Genomic DNA, 18,351 nt, shown 5'->3' with positions numbered 1-18,351 from the left:
ACTAAATAAAAGAGGTTGTTTCTTTATTACTGAAAACAACCTCTGAGTTTAAAAATGTTAAAAATAATTATTCTTCTTGTTTCGATTTATTATATTCTTCAATTACTTTTGCTTCAACATCTTTCGGAACCGGTTCGTAATGTGAAAATTCACGACTGTGAATTCCCCTTCCGGAAGTTAAACTTCTTAATTGAGTTGAATATTTATAAAGATCTGCTAACGGAACTTTTGCTTTGATAATTTGGAAAGGTCCCTCAGCATCCATTCCGGAAATTTTTCCGCGTCGACTTGAAATATCTCCCATTACATCTCCCATAAATTCTTCGGGGACCTTAATTGATAATTCATAAATTGGTTCAAGAAGTACCGGATTTGCTGCAAGAAATCCTTTTTTAAAAGCTTGCGAACCGGCAATTTTAAATGATACTTCATCAGAATCTACGTTATGGAAATTTCCATCAAACAATGTAACCTTAATATCAACAACTTTACTTCCGGTTAAAATTCCCTTATCCAATATTTCTCTAATTCCCTTATCAACAGCAGGAATAAATCTACCTGGGATAACACCACCGACAATTGCATTAACAAATTCAAAACCGCCGCCTTGAGGCATTGGTTCAACTTTAATAAATACATGTCCAAATTGTCCGCGTCCGCCGGATTGTTTTTTATGTTTATATTCTGCGTTTTCGCAAATACCGCGAACAGTTTCTCTATAGGGAATTCTCGGCTCAACTAAATCTACTTCAACTTTATATCTGTCTTTTAAAAGTTTTGTTGCTAAAGTAAGCTGAAGTTCACCTTGTCCCGAAATAATTGTTTGGGATAATTCAGGATCAAATTTTACTTGAAGTGTAGGATCTTCTTCATGAACAGTATGCAATCCCGATGAAATTTTATCTTCATCACCTTTAGCTTTTGGAATAACTGCACCTCTAATTACAGGATTTGGAAATTCAATATGAGGTAAAATTATTCCCAACTCTTTGCTGCATAATGTATTATTTGTATGTGTATCTTTTAGTTTTACAACAGCACCAATATCACCAGCTAAAAGTTCGGTAACTTCTGTTCTGTTATGACCATTAAGAACATATAATTGTCCTAATCTTTCCGGTTTATTTCTTTCTTCATTAAACATATCCAAACCGGGAGTTAGCTTTCCAGAGTAAACTTTGAAAACCGAAAGTTCACCAACGTGTGCTTCCGATAATGATTTAAATACTAATAAAGCCGGTTCACCTTTGGGGTCACATTTAATTTCAACCTTTTGTTCTGATCCAACTTTTATTGCCGGAACCGGTTTTCTATCACACGGAGCCGGTAAATACTCAACAACAAAATCAGCAAAATCAGCTAATCCAACACCTTTTTCTGCAGAAACAGCAAAAAGCGGAATTAATGATCTTGAAATTATTGCATTTTTCAATCCTATTGCAAAATCTGCATCACTTAAAGTACCTTCTTCAAAAAATTTATTCATCAATTCTTCGGTTGATTCAGCAACTTTCTCTAATAATTCTTCTCTTAATTTATCGGCTTTTTCTTTAAACTGTGCGGGAATTTCTTCTTCTGTAACTTTTTTAGATTTTGGATCGCCAAAAGTAAATTTTTTCATTTTGATTATATCAATAACGGAATTAAAATTTGGCCCTTCATTAACAGGAAAACTTACAACTGCAATATCATGGCTCAATCTCTCTTTTGCAACTTCAACTGTTTTATCAAAATTAGAATGTTCATTATCTAATTTATTAACCATTACTGCAGCAGGTAAATTTAATTTTTGAATATATTCCCATGCAGATTCAGTTCCAACTTCAACACCTTCCATACCTTTTAGTACAACAATTGCAGTATCTACAACGTGCAAACTTGATTTAACAGCGCCAATAAAATCCGAATATCCGGGTGAATCTAATAAATTAATTTTTGTGTTTTTCCAAATTAAATGTAATGCAGAAGCTGATATTGATATTTGTCTTTCAATTTCATTGGGATTAAAATCTGATGTTGTAGTTCCTTCGGCAACTGTTCCAATTCTGTTTATTTCACCAGCAGAAAAAAGTAAAAATTCTGATAAGGAAGTTTTTCCACTTCCGCCATGACCAACAAATGCAATATTTCTAATTGCATCGGGAGTAAAAGCACTCAAAATGCCTCCAAATATTTTTGATGTTATTATTCAGCAATTAATTATATAATTTTCTCCAAAACGCAGAAACTCCTTTTGAAATTGCAGATACATTATTCAATAAATCCTGAACCGGATTTCTACCGGCGTAATTTTCATTTCTAAAGGAAAGTTTAGAAACTGTATTTCTAACATTTTGGATAGTATTACTTATATCGAAAATTCTTCTTTCGGTTTCCTCACTAATTTTTGCAAATTTTTCTGTAATTATAGTGAGGTTTTCAAGTATTGGTTCAAGTCGATTATTTAAAATATTTATATCTTCCCGAACAATATCTAACGTATTATTAATTTTCCTTAATGCAAATATTAAATAGATTCCAACAATTATAGCAACAATTATAAGAATCACTAATAAAACATCTAAGATTGTCATATATTAAGCTTCTCGTTCAGTTTTATAGGTTTCAACGCCGGCTTTTATTGCACTTTTTAATTTATCGCCTTCTTTGCCAAATTTTTCTTTTCCCGAATCAACAATATCTTTTGTTTTTGATTTAGCATCATCTAAAATTTTTTCAGCTTCGGCTAATAAATTATCTACTTTTTCTTTAGCTTCAGAAATAAGTTTTTCTGATTTTTTTTTTCCATCATTAATTAACGAATTTGCTTTTCCTTTTGCTTGTTCAAGATAATCTTCAGCTCCATTTAGAAATTCATCCGATTTCTCTTTAAGTTCTCCGCGTAATTCACGTCCGGATTTAGGAGCAAATAATAATCCTAAAACTGAGCCAATTATTGTACCTGTTAAAAGTCCTAAAATAAGTCCTTTACTCATTCCATTTTCATCACTCATTTTATCCTCCAGTTTGTTTATTTAATAAATTTTATATTATTATCAAAAAATTAAAAAATCAAGATAAATATTTATTCAAAGATTAAGTTTACTAAAATACTATTCACATTTTTTTTTGATTTCTTTTCCAATATAAGAATAAACTTAGAAATCCAATAACTATTGGAATCCACAAAGTAAAGATTCTTATTAAAATTGTGATTGCAGCAGCATTACTAACTTCAATTCCATTCTTAAATAATAAATATGTTAAAGAACTTTCGGTGGTTCCTAAGCCAGCCGGTAACATACTTACCGAGCCTAAAATTATTGCCAACGAATACGATGAAACTGCCTTAAGGACAATTATATCGGTTATAAAATTACTTAGAATTATATAAAAACAAAAGAATTCCATTAACCAAGCTAAAATACTTAAAATATAAATTTTAGGATTAGCTAATATTTTTCTGCTTTCCAGCAGAATTTCCAATTTGGATGCATCAATTTTGAGAAATTTAATTTTACTGAGAATATTTAAAATTTTTCCATAAACAGCAGAGTTATAAATTGCTAAAATTAGAATTGTACTTAAAAGAAAAAGAATTAAAAATGTTGTTAGATTTTCCCAAAAATATAATAAGAATAATGCTTGAATAATTAAAAGAGTTAAAAATTCACTGAATCTTTCTGCAATTATCAATGGAATGCTAATTTCATAATTGATATTATTATTTTTTTTAAGAAGGTACGATTTAAATATTTCACCAAACTTTCCCGGTGAAATACTCATAATTAAACCGGAACCAAAAATTAAAAGTGATTGTGAAAAATTAACTGAACTTATTCTTAGCTTAAGTAAAAAATGCCATCTAAAAAATTTTATTAAAAGTATTATAATTGAAATAAAAAAAGTTATAAATAAATTTGAAGTTGAAATTCTGCTTAATGAATTTAATAAAGATTTGTAATCTGAATAAAATGCCAAAAGGATATAAATAAGAAGTGCGAAAATTATGGTAAGAATTATATTTCTTTTTAAATTTCGCAAAATTTCAATTTAATTTTTCAAGTGCTCGGAAAATTTTTGCAATTGGAAATCCCATAACATTATTATAACAACCATCAATTTTTTTTACAAACAATGCGCCAAAATCGTCTTGAATTCCATAAGCTCCGGCTTTATCCATCGGACTTCCAGTATTTACATAATCTTCAATTTGCTTATCACTAAGATTATAAAATGTAACTTTTGTTTTTTCAAAATCAATAATATTTTTTTTCGATTTTGCATCACAAATTGCAAAACCAGTGTACACAATGTGAGTTTTTCCGCTTAAATTTTTCAATATATTTTTTGCATCATTTTCATTAATTGGTTTGCCGATTATTTTATTATTTAACACAACAATAGTATCGGCAGAAATTACAATTCCATCCTTAATTTTTGAAACTGCTTTTTTACATTTTTCACCTGCAAGCCGTTTTACATTTTTAAGCGGTGAATGATTTTTGTTTATAATTTCTTCGTGATCAATTGAAATATGATGAAAATCTATTCCCAAAGAATGCAGCATTTTTTTTCTTCTTGGTGAATTTGAAGCTAAGTAAAGTGGAACACTAAGATTTAACATAGAAATTTGGAGAGAAATGAATTATCGGAAAAGTGCTTTTATACTTCCCCAAGTTTTTTTAACACTTGAAACATTATCATGAACAACTTGAGTGTTCATAACAACTTGAGATTTGTTTCCGCTATAATCAACAAGAATTAATCCATATGCGTAGAAAGAGCCTGAAGATTTATAAGCATTTTCATCAATAAAAATATATTGAGAATTATTCCCTTTTGCTTTAACAACTGCTATCGAAGTCAGATTATCTTTATCCTTCCCTCTAAGAATTTCAAATTCCTTAACATTTTCTTCAACAATTGTTTGCCAAGATAATGTAATACTTTCGCCGTTACTTGAAGCAACGAAAGAATCAATTAAAGTTCCGCCAATTGTTGTGGAAAGAATAAGAAAAAAAGTGATAAATATTTTTGTTGGAATTTTCATGTTTTTAAAATAAGTCACATAACTAAATAATGCAAGTAAATAATCGATTAAATGAACAATTTTTTTATTGTAATAAAATGGAAATATTCAAACTTCACAACAAAAATAAATAAAAATGATTTTAATCACACAAGAATTTTGTTATTTTAAGGTTTGGAACTCATATATACAATTTGTCTTGATTTTATTTAATAATATTATTTATCTTGAATTTTTAATTTTTGATTTGAAAAAGGAGTTAGCATGATAAAAAAAATTACTTCAATTCTGTTTTTTTTGACAATATTTTCAAGTCTAATTTTACCTCAAACTTTTGATGGAACATGGTCGGTTGATTATGTTTTACCTGATAATGAGTTTAATCCAAATAGTATTGGACAGAGGACAATGTCTGTTGCAGTTGTTGCGGAAAATTCTTTTGTTGCTCTTGCCGCAAACTATGGGAATGGAACATACTATTTAGTAGGATACAAAAATGCTTCGCAAAATACGGGGATATTAGGAACTTATCCCTATAGTGCTGACAGTTTAAAGATGAAATGGATAGATGGATTTAATCAGGTCTTTTTAGAAACACCTAGAGATATTGTTTCTTATAATAATTTGATTTATGTTCCAAGTAATGATGTAAATCATAATATTTTAGCTTTTGAACTTAAAGCCGATAGTATTTATACATACCCTCAAAGATATAAAACAGGAAACAGAGAACTTTGGGCAATTGACATAGATCAAGCAGGACATATATTTGTTACTGTTGCTGGTGATTCTTCAACTCCTGGTTCAGTTTTAGTCTTTGAAAACCCATCAATAGCTGGTTGGAATTCACAGGGTAACAAGGCAACAATTTTACATGAAATAATTCTTCCAAACGCTGGAACAGCTAGAGGAATAACTGTTAATAGTGAAGGAACACTAATATACGTTTCAAATTACTTGACGAGAGAAATTTATTGTTATGTTGGAAATCCTAACGATGGTTATTCATTAAATAGTGGATTCAACTTTAATGCAAATAACACATTCGAAGTTGGTGCTGTCACACTTGAAGTTGGACCTTGGGGATTACAATATATGAATAATAAAAATTTATTATTTGTTGGTCATGATGCAAGTTTTGTTAGGTCTGAGGGATATAATTATGGTCGTTATTATATTCTTAATCCAAACACTGGTGAAATTTTAGATACTATTAACGTTGCAGAATGGAATGTTAAGCAATCTGGAGTATATAATAATCCTGATAGTTTAGGAACAGCATCAGGATATGCTGCAACTTATAATCTCGATTTTGATGAAAATTTCAATGTTTATACTGCTGCATATTATGGTTGGTCTATTGAAAAGTGGACTTACTCTGGTGAATTACCAACAATAGATATTACTATTACAGATATTGAAATTGATGGAGAATTTATTCCCGAACAAATTCAATTAAAACAAAATTATCCAAATCCATTTAACCCAACAACAACAATTGAATTTCAAATTAATAAACAAGATGAAGTTTCTTTGAAAATATTCAGCATAAATGGCGAACTTATTACAAATTTAATTAGTAACTCAGTATTCTCCCCCGGCAACTATAAATTAACATTTGATGCATCAAAATTAGTTTCCGGAACTTATTTTTATCAACTAAAAGTCGGACAAAAAATATTTTCAAATAAAATGGTTCTATTAAAATAATTTCATTCATTCACAAACAAATAAGGAGGCACAATGAGAAAAATTAATATTACATTTCTCATTATTTCATCATTACTTCTTTCTTCAGTTCTGTTTGCACAAACAGATCTTTTCAAAAGAAGTGCTTTAATCCCAAACGATACACTTGATGTTGGCGGCTGGGGTGAAGCAATAGTAGGTGTAGATTTCGACGGTGATGGTTTAAAAGAAATTTACGGTGTTTCTAATGACTGGTCAGATCTTGCTGGTTTTGATTGGATACCAAGAATTTACAAATATGAAAACAGCGGTTCAGGCTGGGAAGTTGTTTGGTCAACAAGATTACCTTTAGAAGGTCAAAATACATGGCCACCACTTGCTGCCGGTGATTGGGATAAAGATGGTAAAATGGAAATTATTTGGGGACCAGTTAACAATTTTGGCGGCGGCGATTCAATTTATACAAGAGTAATTGTATTTGAAACTGCCGGTGATGGCTCAGATGTAATGGGCGTTGATAACGGTGATGGAACATTTAAAGCAAATGCTTCATGGACAATTATTGACACACCTAATTATAATTTAAGACCATTTAAATGGCATTTAACAGATGTTGATTCAGATGGAACTGAAGAAATTGTATTTGGTGCAAGAGCCGGAGCAGAAAGATTTGGAGTAATTTCAGTTGATAATATTCCAGATGACGCAGATGGTTCAGAAAATTGGACATTAGAAGTAAGCGCATTATCAGATACAAATTTTGTTGTAGATGCCGGAACAATTTATGACATAGCAGTTGTTGATAGCGTAATACTTTTAATCCACAGTAACGGAAATGTTACTCCAGTAGTTTATTCAAATGGTGCTTATACTACAGAACCTGTTCTTACTGGATTTGTTCCAACTGGATCTTGGAAATCTTCAGTAACTGTTGATATAAACAATGATGGAGTTAAAGAAGTACTTGTATCTGGATGGGGTTCTTCAAACCAAAATGTAATGCTATTACAAATTGATAATGGTTCATACACCGCTACAAAGATTGCAAATATGTCATCTTTTATTGGTGTTGGCGGACAACTTTATGGCGGAGATGCCGGCGATATTGATGGAGATGGAAATCTCGATTTAATTGTTGGTACTCGCGGCGGAAGCCCAAATAATGGAGTTTATAGAGTTGAATATCAAGGCGGAAGCATTACAGATCCTGCAAATTATTATATCTCAAGAATTGATGAATTATTGTATGCAAGCGGCGGTCGTTTAGATGTAGTAAGAGTCGGTAATTTAGATGATGATACAGATTTAGAAGTTGTATATTCAGGAATTCCCGCAACTGGTTTAATTCCATTAGTATTATTAGACAGATATCCAGTAGAAAACTTATTATCAATTGCTGAAGCAAAAGTTGATGCTGATGGTGATTACGTTCCAGATTTAAAAGACCAAACTGTTACTATTTCCGGAGTTGTTCTTAATAAAACTCTTTCAAGCGGTACACAAATCTTCGTTCAAGATCCAACTGGCGGATTACAATTATTTAGTTCCGCAGTCGGTCCAGATTTGAATGTTGGCGATAGAGTTATTGCTACTGGAAAAGTCGCTCAATATAATGGATTAAATGAAATTGAATTAACCAATCCTAGTACCGAAATTACTCTTGTTGATACTGCAAGAGTTGTTATTCCAAAATCTTTAACTATTGATAATTATTTAGCTAACGCTGAATTATATGAAGGAACTTTAGTTAAAATTACTGGTGTTGCAAAAACTGCAGAATCTGCTGCTTGGCCTGCTTCTGGAAGTAATGCAAATTTGACTGTTTGGACTGGTTATGGTTCAACTCTTACCGGAAGAATTGACAAAGACACAGATGTAGATGAGGGTGCTGAACCAACTTGGCCTATTACCTTTTCAGGTGTTGCAACTCAATTTAGTACTGTTACTCCTGCAAATGATGGATATCAAGTTACCTTTTTAAATTATGCAGATATTACTCAAAATGTTTCTGTTGGACCACTTCCCTATTTTGCATTATTAACTCCTGAAGATAATTCAGTTATATCTGTTACAGATTCAGCTCAAACATTTGACATAACTTGGGAAGCCGCTACAGACTTAAATAATGATGTAATCGGATATCAGTTTGTTATTTTACCCGACGCATTTGCAGCTCAATCAACTGAACCAAAAGTTACAGTTACAGCACTTGATATTTTAGGATTACTAAATGGAGCTGATTCATTAACTGCTGAATGGACTGTACTAGTATTGGATGCAAATTCACAATCCGCAACAAGTATGGACACATTTACTGTTACTCTTGTAAATGATATAATAGCAGTTGGTGTTGATCAAACTATTCCTTCAAAATTCTTTGTAGATCAAAACTATCCTAATCCATTTAACCCAACAACTACAATTAGTTTTGGTTTACCGGAACAATCAGTTGTTGATTTAAAAGTGTATGATATTTTGGGTAGAGAAGTTGCTACAATTATAAATAACAAATTATTAAAAGCTGGTTCATTTAATTATAATTTCGATGCTTCAAACTTAGCAAGCGGAACTTATATTTATAGATTAACAAGCAACAATAATGTTGTTACAAAGAAAATGCTATTACTGAAATAAGATTGCATTTTTAAGATTTGAAAGCCAGGCTAATTAGTCTGGCTTTTTTTTGAATAATTCCAATCAAGTGAATTATTAGAGCAAAAAATAATCCAATAATCATTGGTTCAAATTCACTTAGAAATGTTGATTGAAACTTCGATCTAATAAAAATCCAGATAATACTTGTTATCAACCCAATTAATATTTCAAAAAGTGCAAATGTTTTATCAATACTTATTTTTGGATAGTAAGCTGATACTACAACAATTATAAGCCCCGGAATGCAAATACTTCCTATTATATACCAAAGTTCAACTACCGATTGAAAATAATAAGCAATAAATATTGAGAGAATTAGAGTTACCACTATTCCGAGTTGAGTTAGCTTGATTAAAATTTTATTATCTTCGTTTATTTTTATGAAAAAAGATTTATAGAATTTATTACTAATATTTTCATTTAGTTCTTTAGAATTTACATTAGAAGAAGAAGTTGTTTTGATGAATAAAATTCGTGAAATAAAATCGACACTAAAGGTTGTTGCACTCAAAAAAATAAAACTATTTAAAGTTGATAAAATCGTTGCAATCATTGCCGCAAAAAATATTCCTTTATATCCCGAAGATAAAATATTTTGTGCCAAATAAGGAAAAGCCAAAACTGGGTTTTCTAAATTGGGTAAAATTGCTTTCGCATATAATCCGGTTGTGTTTGTTAAGAAATCAAAAAAAATCCAAAAAATAATGGAAATTAGAATTCCCCATTTGGCGATTTTTCCGCTTTTTGCTGAATAACATCTTTGATGGAAACCCGGATCTGTAAAAGTCCAAAGCGCAATTAAAAACCAAACTGAAATAAAAGTAACAGAAGCTTCACCGGTAAGCGATAAATGTTGTTCCGGTAAATTTTCTTTAAGAAATGTAATTCCACCAAAATTATTTTCTGCAACAAAAACAATAATTATAAATCCACAAAACATTACAAAAAATGAAAATGCATCTGCCCAAATATTTGATCTATAACCACCTTTTATTAAATAGATACTTGCCGAAACTGCACTTATTACTAATGCTAAAAAAAAATCTATGTTAAATATTAACGAAATTATTTGTGACATCATTAAAAGATATGGCGCCGGCGAAACTAAAATAAAAACTAAAATTGCAGAAATAAGACTAACTTTTTTTCCGTAAATATTTTCCAACTTATCCGGAATTGTATATAATTTTGCTGATCTAATTTTTTCTGCAAAAGTTAAAGCAAATATTATTGCAAAAATATAATACGGAAATCCTTGCGTTAGCCAGCTTACCAATCCGTATTTATATGAAAATTCTCCAACTCCAAGAATTCCACCGTACCAAGTTGCAACATTCGTTAAAATAAATAATACCATTCCAACATTTCTTCCGGAAAGTAAATAATCTTCATCGTTTTTCACTGAATTTATTTTAGAAGAAAATAATCCAATTGAAACTATTCCAATTAAAAATGAAATAATAATGAAAATATCTAAAGTGCTAAATGAGATCATTTTTTACTAAAGTTTGGAAGTCTCTAATTACAAGAATTATTCCTCCATCAATTTTTAAATTTACATTTTCAGATGTTGCTAAATTGCTTGTACTTTCCTTTTTTCCAAATGGAAGTGAAATATTTTTCAATTTATATTTCAATCCAACAGAAGTTATTTTTGTTAATGAGTCGATTCCATATAAAGAAATTGTTTCTCCTTTTTTAGCTTTCATATTTACATTTCCGGTATAGGCTTTTAAAAAAGAGTTTTTATGTAGAATAGAAATATTAATTTTTGAGAAGAATTTTATTACAATTCCAATATTGCAAAATGAATGATCTAATCTGTCTCCTGTTCCGCCAAGAAGAATAACATGTTGGTATTTTTTCTTAATTAAATATTTTAGCGCTTTTTCAACATCTGTATCATTTTGACGGGAAATTTTTATTACCTCAGCTTTACTTTTAAAATAATTTAAAGTTGAATCAGTAATTGAATCTAAGTCTCCAATAATAAAATCTGGAACAACATTAATTTTTCTCGCAGAATTTGCACCGCCATCTGCGCATACCAAAGTATTATATCCTAGTGTTTTAAAATATTGGATATTTTTTTTTGTTGGACTTTCACCATTTGCTAATAAAATTGCTTTCTTCATACTTATAAATTTGTCAAATTATTATTGAAAAATTATAAACCAAATTTTACTCCGGCTAAAATATTTCTTTCTGCTGCGGGATAAAAATCACCGCCTGTTGCATAAGCAGCATAAAGTTCATCGAAAATATTATTAACTTGTAAAAAAACTTTTGCAGATTTCAAAAATGAATTTAATTCAAAATTATAACTACCAAAAATATTCATTACAAAATAAGGGTCAACTTCATTATCAAAATAAGATACAAAACCGGGATTTTCTAAAATTAGTTTATCTAATTTTTTATCATAAATATCTGAAAAATATTTTCCAACATATTTACCGCTAAGTTGAATATCCATATTTTCAAAATTCATTTTTACAATTGCATTAAAAGTTAAATCTGGAAATCCGGAAATTGAATTATTTGAAAGATCAATATTTTTTGAAACTGAATTTCCTAATTCATCTTCAAATGTAATAAACGAAATTCCTTTGTTAATATAATTTTTACTGAATGAAGAATTTAAAATAATTTCAAAGTTGGATAAGAATTTTACGTTCCCTTCCATTTCAATTCCAGAGTGAATTGTTTCATCAACATTTCCGGTTATTGGCTGACCAAATCTGTCTAACTGACCTTGCTTCACAATTTCATCTTTAAAAAGCATATAAAATAAATTTACATTTAATCCAAAGTTACTTTTTGATATACGTGCTCCCATTTCAATGTCAGTCATAACTTCCGGTTTAACTAAAGGTTTATCGAAATTATAATTACCAAAATTATCTAATTCAAATTGTGGAGTTTCACCAGCGCTTGATTCAGCGGCATCGTAATAATTTTTTAATCTTGGTTCACGTGTAACTTTTGCAATTGAAAAATAGGAATTTATTGAATTATTAAACGCGTAATTTAATCCAAATCTTGGATTCAGATATAAATCGTTAATTGAAATAGAATTATCTAAATACTTTTCATTCAATAACTTATACTCGTGAAATGAAAGTTGAATTTCTGCCATTAAATTTAAGTTTTCTGTTAAATTATAATTTTCATTTAGAAAAAAATTAACTATATCTTTTCCGCCTTCATAATAATAATATTGATAATTCTGAGATACATTTGCGGGAATATTTTCTGCAAATCTAATATTTCCCCAATGTTTTGATTTATGATTTCTATATTCTAATCCGGCAACAAACTCACCATTATTATGCTCCCAAGTTATTCTTGGTATAAATCCCCATTGTTTATTTTTAACTTCTGCATGAATTATTGCATTTTGCGGAGCAAGTGTAGAATCAAAACCATTTTCTTTTAATCTAAAATAATCATCATAATAAATTGACCATGAGCCATCATAGTTAAAAAATCCTTCACCAATTACAAGAAAAAGTGCACTATTTATTGTTAGATTATTTGTGATTTTAAACTCATTCAAAACTTCAAAATGAGGCTGAGAAAAGTTTTCTATTTCAGAGGATTTTCTTTCAACTTTGTAAGTATATAAATTTTTGTCAGCTTCCCAATAAGACAAATTCTCCTTTCTCAATTCCTTATTCTTAATTGCAAATTTTGGTAATCCGGTATAAGCTAATCCATCAGAAATTGGTCCGCCGAAAAAATTTATTTGCGTTGTTAAATTTTTATCATACCTCGCCGCAGAAATATGATACGAATTAAAATCCACCCAACTTTTTTGTCTATAACCATCACTTAAAATTTTAGAAAGTTTTGCATAAATAGAATATTTATTTTCAATTAAACCGCTTGAAAATTTTGCACTATACTTTTTTGTGTAATAACTTCCGGCCGAAAATGATAAATCAAAATTTGGTTTATCCGAAAATGGTGAAGTAATAATATTGATTGAACCGCCAATTGATGGATATCCAATTGAGCCAGCACCGGCTCCTCTTTGCACTTGAATTAATTCAGTACTTTCCAATAAATCTGGTAAATCAAGCCAATAAATATTGTGATCTTCAGGATCATTCTGAGGGATTCCATTTACAGAAACAGAAATTCTTCTTTGATCAAATCCACGTATGCTTAAATAATTATAACCAATTCCATTTCCATTTTCAGAGTATGAAGTTGTAGAAGGCAAATATGATAAATATTCCGGAACATCTTGAACAGAATAATTTTCTTCAATCTCTTTTTTACTGATTTTTGAAAATGAAGTCGGCGATTTTTTTTCATCTGAAATTATTGCACTTACGATAATAGATTGTAATTTGTAATCTATCCATTCTAATTCAATAATTCGATTTGAGTTAAGAAATTCTTGAAGTTCGGTTTTATAAGTTTTATATCCAATATAACTTATTACCAAACTATCATTTGGAATTATTTTAGATTTTATAAGAAATTTTCCATCAAAATCTGTAACAACACCTATATTATTTTTGGATAAAAAAACATTTGCTGAAGTTAAAGGTAATTTTGTTTTTCCATCTAAAACAGTTCCAGAAATGTTAATCTCTTGTGAAAATATTAAATTAGTTAAAACAAATAAATATATTAAAATGTGTTTCATAAAAATTCCTTCGAAAATAATTAACAATCAATTTTCATAGGGATTTTTGCGATGAGAATTGGATAAAACAAAAAAACCAATTCCCATAGAGAAAAGGTTTTAAAAGAATAGAAACTCATTTCCCTACGCCAGAATTACCCGGATCAGGTTCAAGGGTTTGCTCTCAGTCACTATTGTGACACCCCTAATGAAAATATATGTAAACTTACAAAGTTTTTATTTTTTAATCAATCCAATTAAGTTTCTGTAAATATAAATTGAAACTCAGAATAGATTTACCAAAGTTTTAATTTTTTTAATTTCTTCTTTGCTTCTTCTTCTAGTTTTTTCTTTAACTCATCTTCTTTTTTCTTTGCTTCTTCTTTCAATTTTTGTTCAGCTTTAATTTTCAATGAGTCAACTTTTTCTTTAACTTCTTCGAATACTTTTTCCTTAATTTCTTCAACCGCATCGCTTACAATATTCTTTGCAATATCCGAAGCTGAAGTTTTTATATTCGGTGAATCAATTGTACCACCAATAAATGCTTTAACTTTTATTTTATCTGACTTAACTAAATCCAAATCTTTTTTCAATAGTCCGCTAATTGCTGAATTTGCTGAACTTCTTAAATTACTTGCCGGAACATCAATTTCCATAACATAATCAATTGATTGATCAATACTGTTCGAACCGGAAAAAGTTATATCATAATTACCAACTTTATACGAAACCGGTGATATATAAAATTTTCCGTTTTCAATTTTAAAAGACGGATTTACATTTTTAATATTCGGATTTGACAATTCAGATAACTTCAAAATATTTCCCAATGTAGTAAAGGGTTTAAAGTTTTTGATTTCTATTGAAGCTAAATTTAGTTTTCCGTTGCTGTTAAAAGTATTCCAATCCGGAATTAATTCATTATTTAAATTTGTTGTAAAAGTTAAATTCGAACTAAAATTTCCTTGGATATATTTTGCTATTGGCGCAAATTGTTTTACAGTAACAAACGAGTTATAAGTTTTATTAATATCGAAATTAGAAATATTCATTGCAAATTTTACTTCCGGATTTTCTACCGATTCATCCTTAAAATAATATCCGTTGCCAGATAAAATTCCATTCATCAAATTCATAGAAAGATTCTGCATATCAACTTTACTATTCTTCACAATTAATTTTCCTTGGAAATTTTTGATATCCAAATTGTCATAAATCAAATTTTTAATATTAGATGTAAGAATAAATTCAATATTTTTAGGAATATTTACTGCAGCGATTTTTGTCGTATCAGAATTTGCTTGCTGCGTTTGGGTTTCATCACTGATGAATGGATTTAGATTTAAATAATTTGAAGAAATATTGAGTTTGCCAAACAAAATTCCATCCGATAGGAAAAATGAAATTAGATTGTTTAAATCTCCCGATGCTTTTAAATCACTTTCACCAATTTTTGCATTGAAAGAATTTAGTTCAACTTTTTTAGGAGTAAAATTTAGTTCAGAATTTGTAATATTTATTTCTTCTTTTAGATCGGCAGATTTATATCTGAAGTTTTGTAAAATTAGTTTTCCATTCGCATTTAAGTTTTCATAATCTTTTGTTTCAGTTTGAAGATTTCCATTAAAACTAACATCAGCATTAACAATTCCACTTAATGTTGTAACATTTTCCAACTGGATTGCTTTTTTAAGATTATCAAAATTAATTGTACCTTTTATTGCCGCATCTACAAAAGGAGATTCTTTAATATTTGTTAATTTTAGTTTCGCATCAAAAGAATCTTTACCAAGTTCAAAATGTATTTTGCGAAGGTCAACAATTGTGCTATTAATTTTTCCGTCATTATTTTCAATAAATAAATCAACGTTTACATTATTAACCGGAACCGGCAAATCCGGATAACTGAAATTAGCATTGCCAATATTTAGTTTTAGATTAAAAGTAGGAATTATATTTTCTTCCATACTTCCTTTTACAAATCCATTAAGTTTTGCATTCCCGCTGGCTTTTAAATCAGCAAAATTATTTTTATAAATTGCCGGGATTAATGAAAGTATATCTTTAAAATTTGAAGTCGGTGAATCAAATTTTAAATCAACAAAAATTTCATCATTCGGAAGTTCAACTCCTCCACTTAAATTAAAAACCAAATTATTAATTTTAAACTGATTATTTTTTAGAAGAAATTTTTTGTCTTTCAAATTCACATCAAGATCCATTACCAAATCTGCTTTTACTCTATTTAAATATTTCACATTTTCCATTTCAAATGTTAATTCATCAACTGAAGTTTTTATGTTAAGAATAAAAGACTCTTGACTAAAATCTCCATCACCGGAATGATTTAATCCTTTAATTGCCGCAACCATATTTGAAGTTTGATCAATGTAAGCAATTTGTCCGTTTTTAATTTCATACGAATTTATATCAATAGAAATATTTTGCTCATCCGATTTTTTTACAGTATCCGTAATTTCTTCTTCCGGAAAAATATTGTAATTAGCACTGCTATCTTTTAAAATATATACAAAGATTTTTGGATCATCTAAATTGAATGAATTTATTTTTATTTTATCTCCGCTGATTACACTCATCAAATCAATTGAAAATCCCAAATTTGAACTGCTGAAAATTGTATCGCCTTCAAATGGAGCTTTGTTTACAATCGCTAAATCATTTAGAGATAAAGATAAATTTGGGAAATCGGAAATTAAGTTTAATCCAACATCATTAAAATTTAATGTTGCATTTAATTTCTTATTAGCTTCTTGTTTAATTAAATCAGTGATTTGTGATTTGAAGAAAAATAGTAAAACTAATATTGCAATCAAAAGTAAAACAAAAATAACTCCAACAACTTTAAAAACTTTTTTCATTTTATATCTCCAATATTTTTCACAAACTCAAATTATGATTATATTATAAAGAGTTTTTCTGATTTTTTTATAAGCAAATTCTAAAATTTTTATTGATATAAGTAACAATTTTTTAAATTGAGATACAAACCATAAAATCTAATAATATGCATAATACTGCAATTTTGCTTTTAAGTTGTAAAGATCAAAAGGGATTGGTTTATAAAATCACCAAATTAATTTATGAACTTAATGGAAATATAATTGATCTTGATGAACATGTTGATCCAATAGAATCAATGTTTTTTGTTAGAGTTGCGTGGAGTTTTGATGAAAATTTATCAACTAAAAATTTTATTAATCAATCGTTTTCGGTTTTAGCTCAAGAATTTTCTGCAAATTGGAAAATTAATTTTGATGATGAAAAACAAAATGTTGCAATATTTGTATCAAAATATGATCATTGTCTTCATGAAATTTTATGGCGTAATAAACTGAATGAGTATAATATTAATATCAAATTAGTAATTTCAAATCATACTGATCTTAAAAAATTAGCTGAAAATTATCTAATTCCGTTTTACTATTTTGAAATTAACCAAAACAATAAAATAGAAATTGAGCAAAATGAATTAAGCATTCTAAAAGAAAATCATATTGATGTAATTGTTCTTGCAAGATATATGCAAATTTTATCAGCAAATTTTGTAAACGAATTTCCGAACAAAATTATAAATATTCATCACTCGTTTCTTCCCGCATTTATTGGTGGAAATCCTTATAAGCAAGCGTATGAAAGAGGTGTTAAAATAATTGGTGCAACAAGTCATTTTGTAACAAATGAACTTGATGAAGGTCCAATTATTGAGCAAGATATAATTCGTATTTCACACAATGATTCTTTAAAAGATTTGATTATAAAAGGAAGAGATTTGGAAAGATTAGTTTTAGCCAGAGCTTTATTATTTCAAAGTCAGAATAGAATTTTGGTTTACGGAAAAAAGACAATAGTATTTTAATTTATTTTAATCCCACAGATTTATTTGCTTTCACTTTTATTTCATACTTTTTAGAAAAATTATTTTCAAAAAGCGTAGCATTAACTTTAACTCCGGAAGAAGATAAATCAAATTCGGCGGAATTAATTGTGTCTATTTCATATCCTTCATTTTTACATTTTGTGAGAAAATTATTTAGTTCAACATTTGCAGAAGATTTTGAACTATAATTATATGAACATTCTGCTTGAAAAACCCCTTCATTATCCGAAACAAAAACAGATTGTGAATTATTAGTTTTGTAAAATATACATTGCATATTGGGATTGCTTCTATCTTGATGAATCGGTTTACCAAACTTTGAAATTACAAAATCAATTTTCTTTCCAATAATTTGATAAACTTTTAAATTTTGTGAAATGTTTGGCGAAGGAATAATTTGATTGAGCACAAAAACACTTATAAACAACCAAGAAGTTTTCATATAACCTCCTCGTT

General features: G+C 28.9%; 14 protein-coding genes and 1 riboswitch. Of the genes, 3 read left to right on the top strand and 11 right to left on the bottom strand.

Features of this window, described 5'->3' with window-relative positions; all coding sequences use genetic code 11:
* Window positions 1-67: 67 nt before the first annotated feature.
* From fusA to IPH62_13695, 6 genes are all read right to left on the bottom strand, one after another.
* On the bottom strand, window positions 68-2,158 hold the full coding sequence (gene fusA / locus IPH62_13720) for an elongation factor G (protein ID MBK7106333.1): 2,091 nt from the start codon (window positions 2,156-2,158) through the stop codon (window positions 68-70).
* 37 nt (window positions 2,159-2,195) lie between these two features.
* Complete coding sequence (locus IPH62_13715; GenBank protein ID MBK7106332.1) at window positions 2,196-2,573, bottom strand: hypothetical protein; 378 nt, start codon at window positions 2,571-2,573, stop codon at window positions 2,196-2,198.
* Between the two features lie 3 nt (window positions 2,574-2,576).
* On the bottom strand, window positions 2,577-2,993 hold the full coding sequence (locus IPH62_13710; GenBank protein ID MBK7106331.1) for a YtxH domain-containing protein: 417 nt from the start codon (window positions 2,991-2,993) through the stop codon (window positions 2,577-2,579).
* 103 nt (window positions 2,994-3,096) lie between these two features.
* Window positions 3,097-4,023 carry a flippase-like domain-containing protein gene (locus IPH62_13705; GenBank protein MBK7106330.1) on the bottom strand — a complete coding sequence of 309 codons (927 nt, stop codon included), beginning with the start codon at window positions 4,021-4,023 and terminating at the stop codon, window positions 3,097-3,099.
* Window positions 4,024-4,027: 4 nt separating this feature from the next.
* The gene (maf, locus tag IPH62_13700) at window positions 4,028-4,606 is read right to left on the bottom strand and encodes a septum formation protein Maf (protein MBK7106329.1); all 579 of its coding nucleotides are present in this window, start codon (window positions 4,604-4,606) and stop codon (window positions 4,028-4,030) included.
* A 21-nt stretch (window positions 4,607-4,627) separates the two neighbouring features.
* The gene (locus IPH62_13695; GenBank protein MBK7106328.1) at window positions 4,628-5,032 is read right to left on the bottom strand and encodes a hypothetical protein; all 405 of its coding nucleotides are present in this window, start codon (window positions 5,030-5,032) and stop codon (window positions 4,628-4,630) included.
* A gap of 243 nt (window positions 5,033-5,275) precedes the next feature.
* On the opposite strand from IPH62_13695, the gene IPH62_13690 reads away from it, so the two are divergent.
* Window positions 5,276-6,721, top strand: coding sequence for a T9SS type A sorting domain-containing protein (locus IPH62_13690; GenBank protein ID MBK7106327.1), 1,446 nt, complete (start codon window positions 5,276-5,278; stop codon window positions 6,719-6,721).
* Between the two features lie 33 nt (window positions 6,722-6,754).
* A complete protein-coding gene (locus tag IPH62_13685; GenBank protein ID MBK7106326.1) occupies window positions 6,755-9,334 on the top strand; it encodes a VCBS repeat-containing protein in 2,580 nt (859 codons plus the stop codon).
* A 10-nt stretch (window positions 9,335-9,344) separates the two neighbouring features.
* Here the strand turns inward: IPH62_13685 and IPH62_13680 are convergent, their stop codons facing one another.
* From IPH62_13680 to IPH62_13665, 4 genes are all read right to left on the bottom strand, one after another.
* Entirely contained in the window at window positions 9,345-10,850 is a 1,506-nt protein-coding gene (locus tag IPH62_13680; GenBank protein ID MBK7106325.1) for a sodium:solute symporter family protein, read from the bottom strand.
* Entirely contained in the window at window positions 10,837-11,490 is a 654-nt protein-coding gene (locus tag IPH62_13675; GenBank protein ID MBK7106324.1) for a thiamine diphosphokinase, read from the bottom strand. Before IPH62_13675 ends, IPH62_13680 begins: the two co-directional genes overlap by 14 nt.
* 32 nt (window positions 11,491-11,522) lie before the next feature.
* A complete protein-coding gene (locus IPH62_13670) occupies window positions 11,523-14,015 on the bottom strand; it encodes a TonB-dependent receptor (protein ID MBK7106323.1) in 2,493 nt (830 codons plus the stop codon).
* A 103-nt stretch (window positions 14,016-14,118) separates the two neighbouring features.
* A riboswitch (TPP riboswitch) is annotated at window positions 14,119-14,211 on the bottom strand.
* 79 nt (window positions 14,212-14,290) lie between these two features.
* Window positions 14,291-16,876, bottom strand: a complete 2,586-nt coding sequence (locus tag IPH62_13665; protein MBK7106322.1) for an AsmA family protein — start codon at window positions 16,874-16,876, stop codon at window positions 14,291-14,293.
* Window positions 16,877-17,022: 146 nt separating this feature from the next.
* Here IPH62_13665 and purU point away from each other — a divergent pair, with 146 nt between their 5' ends.
* Window positions 17,023-17,874, top strand: a complete 852-nt coding sequence (purU, locus tag IPH62_13660) for a formyltetrahydrofolate deformylase (protein ID MBK7106321.1) — start codon at window positions 17,023-17,025, stop codon at window positions 17,872-17,874.
* Between the two features lies 1 nt (window position 17,875).
* Here purU and IPH62_13655 read toward each other — a convergent pair whose 3' ends face one another.
* Window positions 17,876-18,337 carry a hypothetical protein gene (locus tag IPH62_13655; protein ID MBK7106320.1) on the bottom strand — a complete coding sequence of 154 codons (462 nt, stop codon included), beginning with the start codon at window positions 18,335-18,337 and terminating at the stop codon, window positions 17,876-17,878.
* Window positions 18,338-18,351 lie beyond the last annotated feature (14 nt).

The sequence above is a fragment of the Ignavibacteriota bacterium genome (genome assembly GCA_016708125.1).
Classification (GTDB): Bacteria; Bacteroidota; Ignavibacteria; order Ignavibacteriales; family Melioribacteraceae.
This window is presented reverse-complemented; position numbering and strand designations above follow the sequence as displayed.

Coding starts and splice junctions, on each gene's coding strand:
- IPH62_13715 (MBK7106332.1), bottom strand. CDS start 2,573: ATGACAATCTTAGATGTTTTATTAGTGATTCTTATAATTGTTGCTATA.
- IPH62_13710 (MBK7106331.1), bottom strand. CDS start 2,993: ATGAGTGATGAAAATGGAATGAGTAAAGGACTTATTTTAGGACTTTTA.
- maf (MBK7106329.1), bottom strand. CDS start 4,606: ATGTTAAATCTTAGTGTTCCACTTTACTTAGCTTCAAATTCACCAAGA.
- IPH62_13695 (MBK7106328.1), bottom strand. CDS start 5,032: ATGAAAATTCCAACAAAAATATTTATCACTTTTTTTCTTATTCTTTCC.
- IPH62_13690 (MBK7106327.1), top strand. CDS start 5,276: ATGATAAAAAAAATTACTTCAATTCTGTTTTTTTTGACAATATTTTCA.
- IPH62_13685 (MBK7106326.1), top strand. CDS start 6,755: ATGAGAAAAATTAATATTACATTTCTCATTATTTCATCATTACTTCTT.
- IPH62_13680 (MBK7106325.1), bottom strand. CDS start 10,850: ATGATCTCATTTAGCACTTTAGATATTTTCATTATTATTTCATTTTTA.
- IPH62_13675 (MBK7106324.1), bottom strand. CDS start 11,490: ATGAAGAAAGCAATTTTATTAGCAAATGGTGAAAGTCCAACAAAAAAA.
- IPH62_13670 (MBK7106323.1), bottom strand. CDS start 14,015: ATGAAACACATTTTAATATATTTATTTGTTTTAACTAATTTAATATTT.
- IPH62_13665 (MBK7106322.1), bottom strand. CDS start 16,876: ATGAAAAAAGTTTTTAAAGTTGTTGGAGTTATTTTTGTTTTACTTTTG.
- purU (MBK7106321.1), top strand. CDS start 17,023: ATGCATAATACTGCAATTTTGCTTTTAAGTTGTAAAGATCAAAAGGGA.
- IPH62_13655 (MBK7106320.1), bottom strand. CDS start 18,337: ATGAAAACTTCTTGGTTGTTTATAAGTGTTTTTGTGCTCAATCAAATT.